Raw genomic sequence first — 16,482 nt, 5'->3', positions numbered from 1 at the left:
AATGCAGCAGGCTGGGCTTAGAGGGGTCGGTTCTCGTCGGGTTCCGGGGTGCGGCGCTGGGGCGCAAGCAAGAGGGCGCTCGCCAGGGGCCACAGCGCAGCCTCGACACCCGGCGAAATCAGCACCGTCCAGCCCGGGAACACCCCGCCGCCGACCATCCGGGTGATGACTTCGATCAGCTGCGACAGCGCAAACAGCGGCAGCACCTGCAGTGCCTGCGACAGCACCGGATACCAGAGCAGCCGCCGGTGAATCATGATCGCGAAGAAGCCCAGCGTCGTGTAGGACAGCGCATGCTGGCCCAGCATGGAGGCCTGGTGCACGTCCATGCACAGGCCGAACACGAAGGCCGCGCCGATGCCCACGCGCGAAGGCTGGTGCACGCCCCAGAACACGATCACCAGTGCCAGCAGGTCGGGCATCCAGGCGGCACGGCCGATGGGAATCATGTTGAACAGCAGCGCCACGATGAGGCTGGTCCACATGAAGAGCGGGCTGACGGGCAGCAACAGCTGCTGCTGGCCGGGACGCTTGATCATCGGGCACCTCCTGCGGGCGCCGCGGGTTTCTTCTCGTTCTTGCCGGCGCCCGGCTTGCCCTCTGGGCGCTTGCGCTGGGTGCTGGAAGCGGCGGCGGGCGGCGGCGCGGTCGGCGCGCCGGTGGGCTCGAGCACCAGCACGTAGCGCGCGGCGGTCACGTGGGCGAGCGGCAGGCAGTAGATGCGCGCGAAGGCCGAATCGGCGCGGCGCTCGATGCGCTCGATCTTCGCGACCGGCAGGCCCGCCGGGTAGATGCCGTCGACGCCGCTGGTGGAGAGCAGGTCGCCTTCCTGCAGGTCGGCATTGGCCGCCATGAAACGCAATTCGAGGCCGCCGCCGTGCGCCGACGCGTCGCCGAAGGCCACGCTGCGCACGCCGGTGCGGGTGTTCTGCACGGGAATGGCCAGGTCGCGGTCGATCACCAGCGTGACCTCGCTCGTGAAAGGCAGCACCTGCGTGACCTGGCCGAGCACGCCGCGCGCGTCGATCACCGGCGAGCCCGCCGCCACGCCCTGGGCGAGGCCCTGGTCGATGACGATCTTGCGGGTGTAGGGGTCGGCCGCGTCGTAGAGCACCTCGGCCGCGCGGCCCGGCGTCTGCGTGGTCTGGCGCAGCTCGAGCAGCTCGCGCAGGCGGGCGTTGTCCTGCGCCAGCGTGTCGGCCTGGCTCGCGCGCTCGGCCTGCATCATCAGCGCCTTGCGGGCATCGGCCTCGTTGCGCTGGGCGGTCTGCAGGTCTTCGAGGTAGCGGCCGCCGCCCATCACGATCTGCACCGGCTTGAGCGCCACCCATTGCACCGGATAGAGCACTGCGCCGATGGCGGCGCGGATCGGCTGCACGATATGAAAGCGTGCATCGGCCACCATGAGGAACAGGGAGAGCGCGCCGAAGAAGATCAGCTTGCTGAGTGCCGACTGCCCCTGGTTGAACAGGGGTGGCGCTGTGCGATCGAGCGTGCCCAGAGGCATGAATTCAGACCCGGCGGTGGTGCGGAATCAAATAACAAAAAGCCGGCCTATGCAAGCAGAGGCCGGCGATGAGGACTGGCGCCCGTTCACTCGCTCGTGAAGATGCTTCCCAGACGGTCCATGCGCTCCAGGGCAATGCCGCAGCCGCGCACCACGCAGGTCAGCGGGTCTTCGGCCACGAGCACCGGCAGGCCCGTTTCCTCGGCCAGCAGGCGATCGAGGTCGCGCAGCAGCGCGCCGCCGCCGGTGAGCATCATGCCGCGCTCGGCGATGTCGGCGCCCAGTTCGGGCGGCGTCTGCTCCAGCGCGTTCTTCACGGCCGAGACGATGTTGTTGAGCGGATCGGTCAGGGCTTCCAGCACTTCGTTGCTGCTGATGGTGAAGCTGCGCGGCACGCCTTCGGAAAGGTTGCGGCCCTTGACTTCCATTTCCTTGACTTCGGAACCCGGGAAGGCCGAGCCGATGTTCTTCTTGATGACTTCGGCCGTCGGTTCGCCGATCAGCATGCCGTAGTTGCGGCGGATGTAGTTGATGATGGCTTCGTCGAAGCGGTCGCCGCCCACGCGGACCGATCCCTTGTAGACCATGCCGCCCAGCGAGATGACGCCCACTTCGGTGGTGCCGCCGCCGATGTCCACCACCATCGAGCCCGAGGCTTCGCTGACGGGGAGGCCCGCGCCGATGGCCGCGGCCATGGGTTCCTCGATGAGGTAGACGGAGGTGGCGCCGGCGGCTTCGGCCGCGTCCTTGATGGCGCGGCGCTCGACCTGGGTCGAGCCGCAGGGCACGCAGATGATGATGCGCGGGCTCGGCGTGAGCAGCGTGCGCGGGTGCACCATCTTGATGAACTGCTTGATCATCTGCTCGGTGATCACGAAGTCGGCGATGACGCCGTCCTTCATCGGGCGGATCGCCTCGATGTTGCCGGGCACCTTGCCCAGCATGGCCTTGGCCTCGCGGCCGACGGCCTGGATCACCTTCTTGCCGTGCGGGCCACCTTCATGGCGGATCGCGACGACGGAGGGCTCGTCCAGCACGATGCCCTTGTTGCGGGCGAATATCAGGGTGTTGGCGGTGCCGAGGTCGATCGCAAGGTCGGTGGAAAAGTACCGACGGAAAGCTCCAAACATGTGTGGAATCCTCTGAGCACGGCCTGCGCATCGGCAGGTCGTCGCTCTATTTTTGGGTCGTTTGACGGGGTGAATTGATCGTTTTTGGCGCAAAAGCCGGCGCGTTCGCGGGGGTTGCGGCAAAGGCGGGATAATACCCGAATCCCCTCTGATTCCCGTGTTAGCACCCTCTTCGGCGTGCGATTACCTTCGGTTTTTGACCGGTCCCACCCATGTCCCTTGACGCTTCAGATATTGCACGCATCGCCTCCCTGGCGCGGCTGCAGCTTGCTCCCGATGAAAGCGAGCGCATGCTCAGCCAGATCAATGGCTTTTTTGATTTAGTCGAACGTATGCGTTCGGTCGACACATCGGGCATCGAGCCCCTGGCCCATCCGGTGGCCGCGATCGAGGACATCACGCTGCGCCTGCGCGACGACGTGGTGAGCGAACCCGACAACCGCGAAGCCAACCAGAAGAGCGCCCCGGCCGTCGAAGCGGGCCTGTTCCTCGTGCCCAAGGTGATCGAATAATGAGCGGCGAACAACTGCACCAGATGGGCGTGGTCGCCCTGGCCAAGGCCCTGGCCGAGCGCAAGGTCTCGGCCGTCGAGGCTTCGCAGGCCTTTCTCGGCCGCATGAAGGCCCACGAATCGCTAGGCACCTTCGTCGACGTCAATGAAGAAGTCACGATGGCGCAAGCCCGCAACGCCGACGCGCAGATCGCTGCCGGCAACGCTCCGGCGCTGGCCGGCGTGCCGATCGCGCACAAGGACATCTTCGTCACCACCGATTTCGCCACCACCGCCGGTTCGAAGATGCTCGCGGGCTACCGCTCGCCGTTCGACGCGACCGTGGTGCGCCGACTGGCCGAGGCCGGCGCGGTCACGCTGGGCAAGTTGAGCTGCGACGAGTTCGCGATGGGCTCGGCCAACGAGAACGTCGCCGTGCCCGCCGTGGGCCACGACAAGGCCGTGCCGGTGCAGAACCCGTGGAACCGCGAGCGCATTCCGGGCGGCTCGTCCGGCGCCAGCGCAGCGGCTGTTGCAGCACGCCTCGCCCCGGCGGCCACCGGCACCGACACCGGCGGATCGATCCGGCAGCCGGCTTCTTTCTGCGGCGTGACAGGCATCAAGCCGACCTACGGCCGCGCCTCGCGCTACGGCATGGTGGCTTTCGCATCGAGCCTCGACCAGGCCGGCCCGATGGCGCGCTCGGCTGAAGACTGCGCGCTGCTGCTGTCGGCTTTCTGCGGCCCCGACCTCGACCGCGATTCGACCTCCATCGACAGGCCCGCCGAAGACTTCGGCCGCTCGCTGAACGATTCGCTCGAAGGCCTGCGCATCGGCGTGCCGAAGGAGTTCTTCGGCGAAGGCGTGGCGCCCGGCGTGCGCGCCGCCATCGATGCAGCGCTTGCGCAGTACGAGAAGCTCGGAGCGAAGCGCGTCGAGGTGTCGCTGCCGCGCACCGAGCTGTCGATTCCCGTGTACTACATCCTGGCTGCGGCCGAAGCGTCGAGCAACCTGAGCCGCTTCGACGGCGTGAAGTTCGGCCATCGCGCGAAGCAGTACAAGGACCTGTCCGACATGTACGAGAAGACGCGCGCCGAGGGCTTCGGCGACGAAGTCAAGCGCCGCATCATGATCGGCACCTACGTGCTCTCGCACGGCTACTACGACGCGTACTACCTGCAGGCGCAGAAGGTGCGCCGCATGATCGCCGACGACTTCCAGCAGGCGTTGAAGCAATGCGACGTGATCGCCGGCCCCGCCGCGCCGACCACCGCATGGAAGATCGGCGAACACGGCGACGACCCGGTGGCCGACTACCTCGCCGACATCTTCACGCTGCCCGCATCGCTGGCAGGCCTTCCGGGCATGAGCGTGCCCGCGGGCTTCGACGGCGGCATGCCCGTGGGCCTGCAACTGATCGGCAACTACTTCGGCGAAGCGAAGCTGCTGAACGCAGCGCACCGCTTCCAACAAGCCACCGACTGGCACACGCGCACGCCGGAGGGCTTCTAAGAAAACATATGGACGACCTGTCTAGCCTCTTGGCCCAATTGGCTTCCCTCATTACTCAAGCTCGTTTCGAGGAGCTTGAGAGTGACACGATCGAGTTCAAAACCTGCCCATCCAACGCTCAGGACTGGTCCGAGTGCTACAAGAGTGTGAATGCATTCCTGAACACACGAGGCGGCATGCTCATTGTTGGGATCAGGGAAGCCGGACAAGGCGCTGACAGAAAGTATGTTTTTTCGGGCTATGACGCAGCTGCGGAATCAAAGCTTATCGAACTCCGCAAAGCATTCACTGATTCCGACAGACGCTCACTGGATTTGACAGAGTATCTGCCGCCGCCTGAGATACGCTCTTTCATGGACGGCCGGATCGCAGTGCAGCGTGTTGATGAGCTCCCGGCAAACAAGAGGTTTGTTTTTCTGAAAGGCACTGCCTACAAAAGACAACTGACTGGTGACCATGCGATTAAGCAAAACGAGCTTGATCGCCACGCGGAGTTTTTGGAGGAAATCGCACAGGCACGAGAGCTAGATCCTCTTGGCTCGGAGGGTATCGAAAGCGTAGATCTGGACCGAGTCAATGAGTACATTCTGCAGCTGAATCGTCTTCAAAAAATTGAAAGCCTCAAGCCGACTCCCGAAGATGCGATTCCATTTCTCACACGCAAGCGCTTTCTCATCAATGACAAGCTATCCGTGCTGGGCGGACTAGTCTGCGGCGCTTTTCCTGGAGACCTCCTGGGTTTTCGAGCCCATGTCCATGGCTACGTCAACGCACCCGGCAGCGAAACAGTAGTAGTCCAAGACAAGCAAGACATGATTGCGAATGTGTTGTCGCTCCTTGAGCAAGCAAATGCATATGTCCTGCGAAACATACAAACTGGCGTTTCGACGGCGCAAGGTGGCGTCGTCAAAGCCCAATATCCTGAGGCCGTTCTTCGCGAAACGATCAACAATGCGTTGGCGCACCGCGACTATTCAATCAATAAACAGGTCGTCATCTCAATCACTCCTGGAAAGCAGTTGGAGATATCGAATCCGGGACGCTTTCGAGATCAGCTATTGCTGACACACCCTCAGACTACCCCATCTCAAGCGACTTCGCTCTTGCGCGTCGTTCCCGAGACCAAACCGCGCAATCCACGTCTTGCAGATGTACTACGTGTTTATCGCAAGTGGGAAGGCAGGGGGATTGGCATGTCGACACTGGTAAGCCTAAGCCTCGACAACAAGCTGAATCTGCCGTACTTCAAATTCAAGTCGGACGAAGTTACCTTGGTATTGCAAGCCGGGGAGTTGCTTGATGCTCGCATGGCTGAGCTTTTTGAATCCCGAGATGCATACATTGCAAGAAAGCTCGGCTCCTTCGAAGAACTGTCGACAGAAAAAAAGGCCGTCCTTGCCTACCTCATCAAAAGCGAGTGGGCAAATCTTGAAGGAAAGTATTGCGTACTACTGACTCCCGATAACAACCACGCGCAAGCAATCAAAACTTTGGAAGCAGCCGGATTAATCACCCGCGACTCCCGAAGCACAGATCTTTACCCCATCTATGTTGCCGATCGCAGCTTGATGTCAGACAACTTCGAAGTTGAACTGCGCCAGCGGTTTGGGAGCGCTATCGACGAGCTGGCCTTGCTGTGGCGCAAGGCACTGGCTGTCGTCTATCGCTACAACCACTTCAGTTCTCGCCGTACTGTGAGTGCTAAGCAAGCCAGCTTTGCGCTTTGGGCATCGGAAGGTCACGATCAAAATGACATTAGAGCCTTTGACAGCTTCAATCGAAATATTCGACGAGTCTTCAACCACCTAGAAAATCAGGGGTTCATTGAGCGCGAGGCGGGCAGCGGGTCTAAGGGGTACGTACTCTCCCCTAGTCTGAGAAACACACAGAAGGCATTGTTCTAATCAAACAACTTTTATTAGATGAGCGAAACCGTAAACACCTTCGAAGCACAGCAACATGGCCGCCCGACCGGCCCGCTGGTGCGCGGCTATGAAGTCATCATCGGCTTCGAGACGCACGCGCAACTGTCGACCGCGAGCAAGATCTTCAGCCGCGCTTCCACCGCCTTCGGCGCCGAGCCCAACACGCAGGCCTGCGCGGTGGATCTCGCACTGCCGGGCACGCTGCCCGTGATGAACAAGGGCGCGGTCGAACGTGCCATCAAGCTGGGCCTGGCGCTGGGCTCGCATGTGGCGCCGCGCAGCGTTTTTGCGCGCAAGAACTATTTCTATCCCGACCTGCCCAAGGGCTACCAGATCAGCCAGTTCGAGATCCCGGTCGTGCAAGGCGGCTCGGTGTCGTTCTTTCTCGGCGAAGAGAAGAAGACCGTGCGCCTCGTGCGCGCCCACCTCGAGGAAGACGCGGGCAAGTCGCTGCACGAGGACTTCATCGGCCAGAGCGGCATCGACCTGAACCGCGCCGGCACGCCGCTGCTGGAGATCGTGACCGAGCCCGACATGCGCTCCACCGCCGAGGCCGTGGCCTATGCGAAGGAGCTGCACAAGATCGTGACCTGGATCGGCATCTGCGACGGCAACATGCAGGAAGGCAGCTTCCGTTGCGATGCCAACGTGTCGGTGCGCAAGCCCGGCGAGAAGCTGGGCACGCGGCGCGAGATCAAGAACCTGAACAGCTTCAAGTTCATGCAGCAGGCGATCGACTACGAGATCCGCTGGCAGATCGAGGAGATCGAAGACGGCCGCAAGGTCGAACAGGCCACCGTGCTGTTCAACCCCGACACCGGCGAGACGCGCGCGATGCGCGCCAAGGAAGACTCGGCCGACTACCGCTATTTCCCCGACCCGGACCTGCCGCCGCTGGTGATCGCGGCCGACTGGATCGAGCGCGTGCGCGGCGAAATGCCCGAGCTGCCGCGCGCGATGGCCGAGCGCTATGTGCGCGACCACGGCCTCTCGGAATACGACGCGGCGCAGCTCACGCAGAGCCTCGCGCTCGCGCAGTACTTCGACGACGCCGTGAAAGCCGGCGCCACACCGAAGCTCGCGAGCAACTGGATCACCGGCGAGATGGCGCGCCGTCTCAATGCACAGGAGATCGGCATCGAGGCCGCGCCCGTCAGCGCGCTGCAACTCGGCCAGTTGGTCAAGCGCATCGCCGACGGCACGCTGCCCAACAACGCGGCGCGCCAGGTGTTCGAAGCCCTGTGGACCGGCGAAGGCAGCGATGTCGACGCGATCATCGAAGCCAAGGACCTGAAGCCGATGGCCGACACCGGCGCGCTCGACGCGATCCTCGACGAGGTCATCGCGAAGAACCAGAAGAACGTCAACGAGTACCGCGCCGGCAAGGAAAAGGCGCTCAACGGCCTCGTGGGCCAGGTGATGAAGGCCAGCGGCGGCAAGGCCAACCCGGCGCAGGTCACCGAGTTGCTGAAAACCAAACTGGGCTGACCGAAGAACCCCGGGGCATCACGGCCCCGGCGGATTCAGCGCGGTGCCGCCGCGGCGGCACCGCCCGAGGCAGGACCCCAGAGCGGCTTCAAACGCGCACGCTCTTCATCGAAGCGCGCATTCACGCGCTTCTTCTCTTCTTCCTGCTCGGCAATGAAGCGGTTCTGCACCGCCAGGCTCTGCGTGTTGTCCTCGAGCTTGCGGCGCATCGCGCCCGGCGCCTTGCTCGTGTCCTTCTTGTAGAACTCGAGCTCCTCGTCGATCTTCTTGCGGTCTTCGCTCAGTTCGGCAATGCGCTTTTGCGCCGCCTGGATCACCGCGTCGACCTGCGACAGCGCCTCATTGCGCTCCCGTTGGTGCGACGCCGCGCTCGGGTAGCGCACCAGCAGCGCGCGCTCGCGGCGGCGCTCGTCGGTTGCCTTGGCCGCCTGCACGGCGGCTTCGCGGGCGCGGTCTTCGCGTTCGGCCATCTCGCGCGCCGAGTACGTGGGTTCGATCTTGCGGCGCGTGAGTCCGCTGGGGCTCAGCTCCCGCTGTTCACGGTCGTTGCAATCGGCAATCGGCCGGTCGGCGGTGAGCGTGCGGCCGCGCGCGTCGGTGCAGGTGTAGATGCCGCCGGCGGGTGCGTCCTTGCCCTGTGCATGCGCAGCCAGGTAAAGGGGCAGGCCCGCCAGGAGCAACGATGCCGCCGCCAGCAGGCGGGCGGGTTTGCCGTGATCGCGTGTGCGCATCGCTGCCAGGCCTCAGTGGGCGCCGTAGCGCGTGCGGTAGGCCAGCACGCGCTCGTGGTGTGTGCCCAGGTCCGCGGCGGCGTTGCCCGAGAGGTAGCTCAACAGGTCGTCCAGCGTGGCGATGGCGATCACCGCCAGGCCCAGCTGGTTGCGCACGTACTGCACCGCGCTGTGGTCGACGTCGACGCCGTTCTCGGTGGCTTTTTCCTGTCGGTCGAGCGCAATGGCCACGGCATGCGGCGTGGCGCCGGCGGCCTGGATCGCGGCGATCGACTCGCGCACCGCGGTGCCAGCGGACATCACGTCGTCCACGATCAGCACGCGGCCCTGGAGCGGCGCGCCCACCAGGTTGCCGCCCTCGCCGTGGGTCTTGGCTTCCTTGCGGTTGTAGGCAAAGGGGTAGTTGCGGCCGCGCCGGGCCAGCTCGGCGGCCACCGTGGCGCCCAGCGGGATGCCCTTGTAGGCGGGGCCGAAGATCATGTCGAACTCGATGCCGCTCTCGATCACCCGGTCTGCATAGAATCCCGCGAGCCGCGCGATCTTGGCGCCGTCGTCGAAGAGCCCCGAATTGAAGAAGTAGGGGCTCATCCGGCCGGCCTTGGTCTTGAACTCGCCAAAGCGGAGCACGCCGGCATCGAGTGCGAACTGGACGAAGTCCTGCGCCACCGCGCTGCTTTTCTCACCATCTACAGCCATCGGGAATTCCTTGTGTTCAAACTGACCAGTCTCAATCTCAATGGCCTGCGTTCGGCAGCCACCAAGGGCGTCGCCGATTGGGTGGCCGAACTCGCGCCGGATTGTATTTGCATGCAGGAGATCCGGGTCCAGGCCAGCGACATCGAAGGCCGCTTCGAGGAAATGGCGGGTCTCAAGGGCCATTTCCATTTCGCCGAGAAAAAAGGCTACGCCGGCACCGCGATCTACACCAAGCACGCTCCGAGCCAGGTCATCGTGGGCTGGGGCGATGCCGAGTTCGACGCCGAAGGCCGCTACCTCGAATTGCGCTTCGACACGCCTAGCGCCAAGTTCTCGGTCATCAGCTGCTACTTCCCCAGCGGCAGCTCGGGCGAAGAGCGGCAGCAGGCCAAGTTCCGCTTCCTGAAGGGCTTCTTTCCGTACCTCGTCGCGCTCAAGAAGGAGCGCGAATTCGTTCTCTGCGGCGACATCAACATCGCGCACAAGGAGATCGACCTGAAGAACTGGCGCGGCAACAGGAAGAACAGCGGCTTCCTGCCTGAAGAACGCCAGTGGATGACCAATCTGCTCGACGCCGGCGCCGAAGGCGCGGGCCTGGTGGACGTCTACCGCATGCTCAAGCCCGACACCACCGACGAGGCCTACACCTGGTGGAGCAATCGCGGACAGGCCTATGCGAACAACGTGGGATGGCGGCTGGACTACCACCTGGCCACGCCGGCCATCGCCGCACTGGCGCGCACCGAAGAGATCTACAAGACCGTGAAGTTCAGCGACCACGCGCCGATCACGGTGGACTACGACTTCAACCTCTGATCGTTCCAAGCATGCTGCATGCTTCCCGCCCTCAGCGTGCGCCTTCGACCCGCAGCGGAAGTCATCCAGGTCACGCTCGAAGCGCTTCGAGGCCGATGCCTACGCGACCTCTTCAAGCTCGCGTCGCGTTGATTTTTGGAGGCCCTCGATGGTCGTGATTCGGCGCCCTTCGGCCTGCGCCGCCAGGGTCAGGCAGCTCAGCACACGCTCGCCGTCCACGTGGACTGTGCAGGCGCCGCACTGGCCCTGGTCGCAGCCCTTTTTGGTGCCGGTCAGGAAAGCGTGCTCGCGAAGGGCGTCGAGCAAGGTGGTACGGGTGTCCAGCAGCAGGTCATGGCGCTTGCCGTTGACCTCCAGCGTGAGTGGGCGAATGCCTGACATTTCAGGTCTCCTGCGGTTGGGTCGCCAGCGAAGCCGACAGCGCGCGGTGCGCATCGATCTGTGCCAGCAGCGCATTGGCCTTGGCAGCGATCGGCTCCATCGCGTCGTTGCCTGCGACGAAGCGTGACGGTGGCTTGTCGAGTCCGGCCAGCTGCACCAGTGCGTTCGCGAGCTTTGCCGGATCGCCCGGCTGTTTGCCATCGAGGTCGGACAGAAACGCGATTGTTCCTGCCGTGCGATCGGCGTAGTCCTCGATCGAGGGCTTTGCAAAGGTCGTGGACCCGGCGGACAGCAGCTCGGTTCGGAAGAAGCCCGGCTCGACCAGCATCGTCTGGATGCCGAAGGGTTCGATCTCCGGGGCGAGGGACTCCATCCAGCCCTCGACGCCGAACTTGCCCGCTGCATAGCCGGTGCAGAAGGCTCCACCGACCAGCCCTGCGGTCGATGAAATCGTGAGAACCAGCCCGGCGCGCTGCTTCCGCATCACCGGGAGCACCGCTCGCGTCACGTTCATGGGACCGAAGAGCAGCGTTTCGATCTGCTGCCGGATCTGGTCCGGCGTCAGTTCTTCGAAAAAGCCGGCGTAGAAGTTGCCGGCGTTGTTCACCAGAACGTCGACGCGGCCGAAGCGCGCGACGGCTGCCTCGGTTGCGTCTTTGGCTTCGTCGACGTTGGTGATGTCGAGCTTCAGCGTCAACAGCTTCTCGTGCGCTCCGAGCGCCGCATCTAGCTTTCCGGGGTCGCGGCCCGTGGCGACGACCTTGTGTCCGGCCGCCAATGCTGCGCGGACGATGTCCGCTCCGAGGCCGCGGCCAGCGCCGGTGACCAGCCATACTTTTTCATTCGAAGACATCGTGTGTTCCTTGAGGTGTTGAACGCTGCGTCGGAGTCGTCATGCAGGCTCCCTGGCGGCAACCGGGAGCGTCGGTTCGGGACGTGGCGACCAGTTCTGTAGCCAGTACGCGTAGGGTGTCGGCAGAACCTGCTCGACGACACCCAGCTCGCGCGCGGCCTGTCGCGGCCAGTGAGGGTTGTCGAGCAGACGCCGGGCGACCATCACGAAATCGACCTTGTTCTCGCGCACAGCGCGATCGGCGTCTTTCGCATCGGTGATAGGGCCATCCTTGGCCTGGTACTGGCACATCGGGGACGCAGCAATGCGATTGCGAAGGGTGATTTGCTTCAGGGTGAAGCTGTCGAACAAGCCGGGCATCTGAAATCCTTGTGATGGCGCCGACTGTAGAAGTCGTCATCTAAAAGAAAAACCCCCTAATACCGCATGCCGCTTGAAGATAATCTTCAAGATGAAACTCAAACAGCTCAACGGATTGATCGCGTTCTGGAAGGTGGCCGAGCACAAGGGCTTCAGCTCGGCGGCCGCGGAACTGGAGGTTTCGCCTTCTGCCTTGAGCCAGACCATTCGGCAACTGGAGACGCGGCTTGGCGTTCGCTTGTTGAACAGGTCGACCCGCAGCGTGAGCCTCACGGAGGCGGGAGAGGCTTACCTTGCGCGTGTGGGGCCAGCGCTGGGACAGGTCGTCGAAGCAGGGGAGGAACTGAATGTGATGCAGGGCCGGCCCGCCGGCACGCTGCGGCTCAACGCCGCTCGGGTGTCGATTGCCATGGTGCTGCAGCATCGGCTCGCCGGCTTTTTCCAGGAGCATCCGCAGGTGCACATCGAATTGACGAACGACGAGGGCTTCGTCGACATCGTGGAGCGCGGGTTCGACGCCGGCATCCGTCTGGGTGAAAGCATTCAGCAGGACATGGTGGCTGTGCCTCTGGGTGGGCCGGTGACGATGGCCGTCGTCGGTTCACCCGACTACCTGAAACGGGTGCCGGCCCCACGTCATCCGAACGACCTCGTGCGCCATAACTGCGTGCGTTTTCGAGGGCCAGGCTCTGGAACGATCTACAAATGGGAATTTGAGGTCGATGGCCGTCCGGTCGAGTACGAGGTGCAAGGCAGCTTGACAATTTCCGACTCGCTGTTCGGCCTGGACGCTGCACTGGAAGGCGTTGGACTGGTCTATACCTTTGAAGCGTTGGCGGCTCCCCTCGTCAAAGCCAAGCGCCTGACGCGCGTGCTGACCAGGTTTTCGCCGACATTTCCCGGTTTCTATCTGTACTACCCAAGCCGGCATGACCAGCCGACGAAGCTGAAAGCCTTGATCGAGTTTGTCGGGCGATCTGCGAAGTGACAAGCTGCGTCGTGCAAGCGACTACAGGGGACGCCGGACACCGCCGGACAAACGTCTGTCGGTAGCCGGTTGCAGAGGTCGATGCGTCGGCACCTTCTGGAAAGCGACCTGTAGTTACCGCTCAGCCAGATCCACGCTCACCGCCAAGGGACCGATGCAACGCATGGCATCGACGCCCGAATCAAGTCGCCCGAGGCGGACGAGACCGCTCGACAGGTGGCCGTCCTTGTAGAAGATCGCGAGATTGCCCCACGGCGAGTAGAAACTGATGTCACCTGCAGAAGGCGTGCAGGCCTCGGGTGCTCCCGTCATCGACAGCCTTCTGGGCAGGTCTGCAATCTTTTCTGTCGACGCGTAGTCCTTCAAAAGCAGATGGAGCGGAAGCAGTGCAGCGAAATCCCTGGCACTGGCGTTGTCATCGAGTGTTCCTGTCGCAACGACATCGCCATCCACGGTGATCCGGATCTTCATGCGAGGTCCTGCGTCGAGGTCAGCATCGGTCATCACAAGAGCTTTTCAGAAGGGATCGGTAGATCTCGCACGCGCTTGCCGGTGGCGTGAAAGATCGCGTTGGCGATGGCTGCCGGAATCCCCACCATGCAGCTTCTGTTCGCTGTGCGCAACCGCGTCCCGCGCCGGGTGTTCATTGCCTTGAGAACTCGACCTTGACGCTGCCCCGTCCGAGCGCTTGCGCCAAGGCATCGGGATCGTCCACACGGCCGAGGCGCGTGTATGAATACGGCGAATCGAAGGTCAGATAGAAGACGACCACGGTGTTCGTGCCGTACAGCATGAGGTCGCCATTCCGGATCGTTCCCGGTCGACTCGGGTTCGCAGGCAGGTTTTCCGGCAAGTCGAACTTTTTCTCGTTGCCGTTGAGCTCGCTCATGTCGAGCGTCATCGGCAGCCGTGCGGCGAACGCACGGGCGGCCTCGGTATCGGCCAAGGTCACGGCAAAGCGACGTTCGCCGACGGTCATCCACATGCGTGCCTCCCTGGCTTTGCCGGATGCTGCGGCAGCGATCACCACCGGGACAGCGAGCGAATCCGGAACCGACTTCTCGTTGGCCTGGCTGCCACCGGCAGCGAGCAGGCCGATGAACAAGCCCGCGAGATGCAAGGGCGACGGTCGGCAAGGCTGGGCTGTCATGGCAAACGGAATGAGGTTTTGAGTCATATTGATTTCGTGCGGTCGGCACGCGCTGTCAGGAAAACCAGAAACGCGCCGACCAGCAACAAGCCGGCGCTGAAAGCGAAGGTGCCCCGGTAGCCGCCGCTGTCGAACAGCAGGCCACCCACCGTGGAGCCCAGCGCGATGGAGAGCTGCACCACCGCCACCATGAGTCCACCGCCGGCCTCGGCATCCTGTGGGAGGGTTCGTGCGATCCACAACCACCAGCCGACGGGGGCAGCCGTGGCCACCAGGCCCCAGGCACCCAGCAGCACCGTCGTGACGGTCACCGAAGCGCCCCAGGCGATGAGTGCCGCCGCGATGATTGCCATCAGCACCGGGATGATCGCCAGCGTGCCGTAGAAGCCGATCTTCAGGAAATGGCCGATGACCGTGGTGCCGACGAAGCCTGCGACACCCAGGGTCAGCAGCACGAGCGACAGCGTCGACACGTCGACCTGGGTCACTGTCTCGAGGAATGGCCGCAAGTAGGTGAACAGCGCGAACTGCCCCATGAAGAAGACGCCCACTGCCAGCATGCCGAGCACGACCAAGCGCTTCCTGAAGAGCCTGAAGACGTTGCCCGAGCCGTGTGCACGCGCCTGTGCCTTCATGGTCGGCAGGCTGAACCACTGCCAGACGAATGCGATCGCCGCGACCGGCACCAGGCAGAAGAAGGCGCCACGCCAGCCGATGATCGAGGCGAGGAAGCTGCCCAGCGGCGCCGCCACCACGGTGGCCAGCGCATTGCCGCTGTTGAAGATCGCGAGTGCACGCGGCACCCTGGACGGTGGCACGAGCTGCATGGCAGTGGCCGCCGACATGGACCAGAAACCACCGACCACCACACCGATCAGCGCGCGGCCCGCCATGTACGTCAGGTAGTTGGGTGCGAGCGCGACGATGGCCCCGGAGAGGCACATCAGCGCGGTCAGCGACAACAGCAAGGTCTTGCGGTTGATCGTTGCGGCGATCGCCGAGATCGACAGGCTCGTGAGAACTGCGAAGGCTCCGGAAATGGCGATGCCCTGTCCGGCCATGCCTTCGGTGACCTTGAGGTCGGTCGCCAGCGGGGTCAGCAGACTGACGGGCATGAACTCCGAGGCGATCAGCGCGAAGACGCACAGGGTCATCGCGAAGACGCCGCCCCAGTGGGCGGGCTGCGCTTCCGTGCGCTCGTCGAAGGCGGCGCTGCCCGCAGAGCTGCCGATGGCTTGTGCTGTCATCAGGCGCTCGCCGCACCGAGGTGCCTGCTGAAGAACGATGTCAGCTTGTCGAACGGGATCAGCGTCACGCGGTCGTACAGATCCACATGGCCGGCGCCCGGAACGATGAACAGCTCCTTCGGCTCGGCAGCGCGCCTGTAGGCGTCTTCGCTGAACTCTCTGGAATGCGCCTGGTCGCCAGTGATGAACAGCATCGGCCGCGGCGAAATCGTCTCGATGTCGTTGAACGGATAGAAGTTCATGAACTTGACGTTGCTGGTCAAGGTCGGCATGGTCGTGGTCCGCGCCGATGCGCCCTTGGGGGTGAATTCGCCGCGCGGCGTGCGATAGAAATCGAAGAACTCGCGCTGGATGGGATGCGTGTCGGCCGCCAGCGCGAGGACCGTGCCGCCGGTGTACCGGACCGCGTCACCGTTGAACTCCGCCTGCCGTTGCTCGGCGGCGGCAGCGATGATCTGCTTGCGCTGCTCGACCGTTTGCGAGTGGTTGAGCGCATCGCGGTTGGCCGCTCCCATGTCGTACATGCTCACCGTGGCAATCGCCTTCATGCGCGGGTCGATCTTCGCGGCACTGATGACGAAGCTGCCGCTGCCGCATACGCCGATGGCACCGATCTGCTGCTTGTCCACGAACGCCTGGCTGCCCAGGTAGTCGACTGCAGCGCTGAAGCTCTCGGCGTACATGTCGGGCGAGACCGCGTTGCGCGGCTGGCCGTCGCTGCCACCCCAGAACGCGAGGTCCAGCGACAGCGTCACGAAGCCCTGCTCTGCCATCTTGGTCGCATACAGGTTGGCGCTTTGCTCCTTCACCGCTCCCATCGGATGACCGACGACGATCGCCGCGGTGCGCTTCTTGCGGTCCAGCGCTTTGGGAACGAAGAGGTTCGCGGCAACGGTCATCTGGTACTGGTTCTTGAAGCTGACCTTCTGCACGGTGACCTGGTCGCTCGTGTAGAAATTGTCGGCACCGTTGGGCAACTGGGTGCCCTTCTTCGGCGGCGCCGCCGCCAATGTGGCGCCGGCTGTCGACAGCATGCCGACGGCAGCCACGCCCGTGCCGGCCATCCTCAGGAACTCGCGGCGATCCGATGTGTTGCCGGCATGCCCTGCGACTGCGGCGAAGTCGCCGGTTGTGGAAGTTTTCATGGTCGATGTCCTTTGAAGATGTACGGCGGGCGTGTACGCCCTGCCTTGCTCGATGGGTGCTTT

At 63.7% G+C, this 16,482-nt stretch carries 17 protein-coding genes and 1 pseudogene; 6 read left to right on the top strand and 12 right to left on the bottom strand.

Annotation, left to right across the window (positions count from 1 at the left end):
• Positions 1 to 17: 17 nt before the first annotated feature.
• The 3 genes from mreD to M2282_RS19560 form a co-directional block, all read right to left on the bottom strand.
• Positions 18 to 539, bottom strand: coding sequence for a rod shape-determining protein MreD (mreD, locus tag M2282_RS19570; RefSeq protein ID WP_280810436.1), 522 nt, complete (start codon positions 537 to 539; stop codon positions 18 to 20).
• Positions 536 to 1,507 carry a rod shape-determining protein MreC gene (gene mreC / locus M2282_RS19565; protein ID WP_280810435.1) on the bottom strand — a complete coding sequence of 324 codons (972 nt, stop codon included), beginning with the start codon at positions 1,505 to 1,507 and terminating at the stop codon, positions 536 to 538. The genes mreD and mreC overlap by 4 nt, the downstream gene beginning before the upstream one ends.
• A gap of 86 nt (positions 1,508 to 1,593) precedes the next feature.
• Positions 1,594 to 2,637 (bottom strand): rod shape-determining protein, encoded by a 1,044-nt coding sequence (locus M2282_RS19560; protein WP_007833435.1) that lies wholly within the window; start codon positions 2,635 to 2,637, stop codon positions 1,594 to 1,596.
• Positions 2,638 to 2,849: 212 nt separating this feature from the next.
• Between M2282_RS19560 and gatC the strand changes: the two genes are divergently transcribed.
• The 4 genes from gatC to gatB are packed head-to-tail and all read left to right on the top strand — an operon-like array spanning position 2,850 to position 8,052.
• The gene (gene gatC, locus M2282_RS19555; protein WP_280810434.1) at positions 2,850 to 3,149 is read left to right on the top strand and encodes an Asp-tRNA(Asn)/Glu-tRNA(Gln) amidotransferase subunit GatC; all 300 of its coding nucleotides are present in this window, start codon (positions 2,850 to 2,852) and stop codon (positions 3,147 to 3,149) included.
• Positions 3,149 to 4,639 (top strand): Asp-tRNA(Asn)/Glu-tRNA(Gln) amidotransferase subunit GatA, encoded by a 1,491-nt coding sequence (gene gatA / locus M2282_RS19550; protein ID WP_280810433.1) that lies wholly within the window; start codon positions 3,149 to 3,151, stop codon positions 4,637 to 4,639. Before gatC ends, gatA begins: the two co-directional genes overlap by 1 nt.
• An 8-nt stretch (positions 4,640 to 4,647) precedes the next feature.
• The gene (locus tag M2282_RS19545) at positions 4,648 to 6,543 is read left to right on the top strand and encodes an RNA-binding domain-containing protein (RefSeq protein WP_280810432.1); all 1,896 of its coding nucleotides are present in this window, start codon (positions 4,648 to 4,650) and stop codon (positions 6,541 to 6,543) included.
• Positions 6,544 to 6,561: 18 nt separating this feature from the next.
• Positions 6,562 to 8,052: an Asp-tRNA(Asn)/Glu-tRNA(Gln) amidotransferase subunit GatB gene (gene gatB, locus M2282_RS19540; RefSeq protein ID WP_280810431.1), complete on the top strand. Its 1,491-nt coding sequence runs from the start codon at positions 6,562 to 6,564 to the stop codon at positions 8,050 to 8,052.
• A gap of 35 nt (positions 8,053 to 8,087) precedes the next feature.
• On the opposite strand, the gene M2282_RS19535 is transcribed toward gatB, so the two are convergent.
• The gene (locus M2282_RS19535) at positions 8,088 to 8,783 is read right to left on the bottom strand and encodes a DUF4124 domain-containing protein (protein WP_280810430.1); all 696 of its coding nucleotides are present in this window, start codon (positions 8,781 to 8,783) and stop codon (positions 8,088 to 8,090) included.
• Positions 8,784 to 8,795: 12 nt separating this feature from the next.
• Positions 8,796 to 9,479, bottom strand: a complete 684-nt coding sequence (gene pyrE, locus M2282_RS19530; protein ID WP_280810429.1) for an orotate phosphoribosyltransferase — start codon at positions 9,477 to 9,479, stop codon at positions 8,796 to 8,798.
• 12 nt (positions 9,480 to 9,491) lie between these two features.
• On the opposite strand from pyrE, the gene M2282_RS19525 reads away from it, so the two are divergent.
• Complete coding sequence (locus tag M2282_RS19525) at positions 9,492 to 10,295, top strand: exodeoxyribonuclease III (RefSeq protein ID WP_280810428.1); 804 nt, start codon at positions 9,492 to 9,494, stop codon at positions 10,293 to 10,295.
• Positions 10,296 to 10,433: 138 nt separating this feature from the next.
• Here M2282_RS19525 and M2282_RS19520 read toward each other — a convergent pair.
• The 3 genes and pseudogenes from M2282_RS19520 to M2282_RS19510 form a co-directional block, all read right to left on the bottom strand.
• Positions 10,434 to 10,661, bottom strand: a pseudogene (locus M2282_RS19520) ((2Fe-2S)-binding protein); the annotation flags it as partial.
• Positions 10,662 to 10,677: 16 nt separating this feature from the next.
• A complete protein-coding gene (locus M2282_RS19515) occupies positions 10,678 to 11,529 on the bottom strand; it encodes an SDR family oxidoreductase (RefSeq protein ID WP_280810427.1) in 852 nt (283 codons plus the stop codon).
• Positions 11,530 to 11,568: 39 nt separating this feature from the next.
• Complete coding sequence (locus tag M2282_RS19510; protein WP_280810426.1) at positions 11,569 to 11,889, bottom strand: hypothetical protein; 321 nt, start codon at positions 11,887 to 11,889, stop codon at positions 11,569 to 11,571.
• A gap of 91 nt (positions 11,890 to 11,980) precedes the next feature.
• Here M2282_RS19510 and M2282_RS19505 point away from each other — a divergent pair, with 91 nt between their 5' ends.
• Positions 11,981 to 12,877, top strand: a complete 897-nt coding sequence (locus tag M2282_RS19505; protein WP_280810425.1) for a LysR family transcriptional regulator — start codon at positions 11,981 to 11,983, stop codon at positions 12,875 to 12,877.
• A 114-nt stretch (positions 12,878 to 12,991) separates the two neighbouring features.
• Here M2282_RS19505 and M2282_RS19500 read toward each other — a convergent pair whose 3' ends face one another.
• The 4 genes from M2282_RS19500 to M2282_RS19485 form a co-directional block, all read right to left on the bottom strand.
• Positions 12,992 to 13,348, bottom strand: a complete 357-nt coding sequence (locus M2282_RS19500) for a cyclophilin-like fold protein (RefSeq protein WP_280810424.1) — start codon at positions 13,346 to 13,348, stop codon at positions 12,992 to 12,994.
• Between the two features lie 172 nt (positions 13,349 to 13,520).
• Positions 13,521 to 14,054, bottom strand: coding sequence for a cyclophilin-like fold protein (locus M2282_RS19495; protein ID WP_280810423.1), 534 nt, complete (start codon positions 14,052 to 14,054; stop codon positions 13,521 to 13,523).
• On the bottom strand, positions 14,051 to 15,181 hold the full coding sequence (locus tag M2282_RS19490) for an MFS transporter (RefSeq protein WP_280810567.1): 1,131 nt from the start codon (positions 15,179 to 15,181) through the stop codon (positions 14,051 to 14,053). Before M2282_RS19490 ends, M2282_RS19495 begins: the two co-directional genes overlap by 4 nt.
• Before the next feature lie 92 nt (positions 15,182 to 15,273).
• Entirely contained in the window at positions 15,274 to 16,308 is a 1,035-nt protein-coding gene (locus M2282_RS19485) for an alpha/beta hydrolase (protein WP_348541742.1), read from the bottom strand.
• Positions 16,309 to 16,482: the final 174 nt, after the last annotated feature.

The sequence above is a fragment of the Variovorax boronicumulans genome (assembly GCF_029892485.1).
Taxonomy (GTDB): domain Bacteria; phylum Pseudomonadota; class Gammaproteobacteria; order Burkholderiales; family Burkholderiaceae_C; genus Variovorax; species Variovorax boronicumulans_B.
The sequence above is the reverse complement of the archived record's forward strand: the minus strand, read 5'-3'. Positions and strand labels throughout refer to the sequence as shown.

What these genes read in the sequence shown, in the direction of transcription:
- mreD (WP_280810436.1), bottom strand. Translation starts at nt 539, where the DNA reads ATGATCAAGCGTCCCGGCCAGCAGCAGCTGTTGCTGCCCGTCAGCCCG.
- mreC (WP_280810435.1), bottom strand. Translation starts at nt 1,507, where the DNA reads ATGCCTCTGGGCACGCTCGATCGCACAGCGCCACCCCTGTTCAACCAG.
- M2282_RS19560 (WP_007833435.1), bottom strand. Translation starts at nt 2,637, where the DNA reads ATGTTTGGAGCTTTCCGTCGGTACTTTTCCACCGACCTTGCGATCGAC.
- gatC (WP_280810434.1), top strand. Translation starts at nt 2,850, where the DNA reads ATGTCCCTTGACGCTTCAGATATTGCACGCATCGCCTCCCTGGCGCGG.
- gatA (WP_280810433.1), top strand. Translation starts at nt 3,149, where the DNA reads ATGAGCGGCGAACAACTGCACCAGATGGGCGTGGTCGCCCTGGCCAAG.
- M2282_RS19545 (WP_280810432.1), top strand. Translation starts at nt 4,648, where the DNA reads ATGGACGACCTGTCTAGCCTCTTGGCCCAATTGGCTTCCCTCATTACT.
- gatB (WP_280810431.1), top strand. Translation starts at nt 6,562, where the DNA reads ATGAGCGAAACCGTAAACACCTTCGAAGCACAGCAACATGGCCGCCCG.
- M2282_RS19535 (WP_280810430.1), bottom strand. Translation starts at nt 8,783, where the DNA reads ATGCGCACACGCGATCACGGCAAACCCGCCCGCCTGCTGGCGGCGGCA.
- pyrE (WP_280810429.1), bottom strand. Translation starts at nt 9,479, where the DNA reads ATGGCTGTAGATGGTGAGAAAAGCAGCGCGGTGGCGCAGGACTTCGTC.
- M2282_RS19515 (WP_280810427.1), bottom strand. Translation starts at nt 11,529, where the DNA reads ATGTCTTCGAATGAAAAAGTATGGCTGGTCACCGGCGCTGGCCGCGGC.
- M2282_RS19510 (WP_280810426.1), bottom strand. Translation starts at nt 11,889, where the DNA reads ATGCCCGGCTTGTTCGACAGCTTCACCCTGAAGCAAATCACCCTTCGC.
- M2282_RS19505 (WP_280810425.1), top strand. Translation starts at nt 11,981, where the DNA reads ATGAAACTCAAACAGCTCAACGGATTGATCGCGTTCTGGAAGGTGGCC.
- M2282_RS19500 (WP_280810424.1), bottom strand. Translation starts at nt 13,348, where the DNA reads ATGAAGATCCGGATCACCGTGGATGGCGATGTCGTTGCGACAGGAACA.
- M2282_RS19495 (WP_280810423.1), bottom strand. Translation starts at nt 14,054, where the DNA reads ATGACTCAAAACCTCATTCCGTTTGCCATGACAGCCCAGCCTTGCCGA.
- M2282_RS19490 (WP_280810567.1), bottom strand. Translation starts at nt 15,181, where the DNA reads ATGACCCTGTGCGTCTTCGCGCTGATCGCCTCGGAGTTCATGCCCGTC.
- M2282_RS19485 (WP_348541742.1), bottom strand. Translation starts at nt 16,308, where the DNA reads ATGCTGTCGACAGCCGGCGCCACATTGGCGGCGGCGCCGCCGAAGAAG.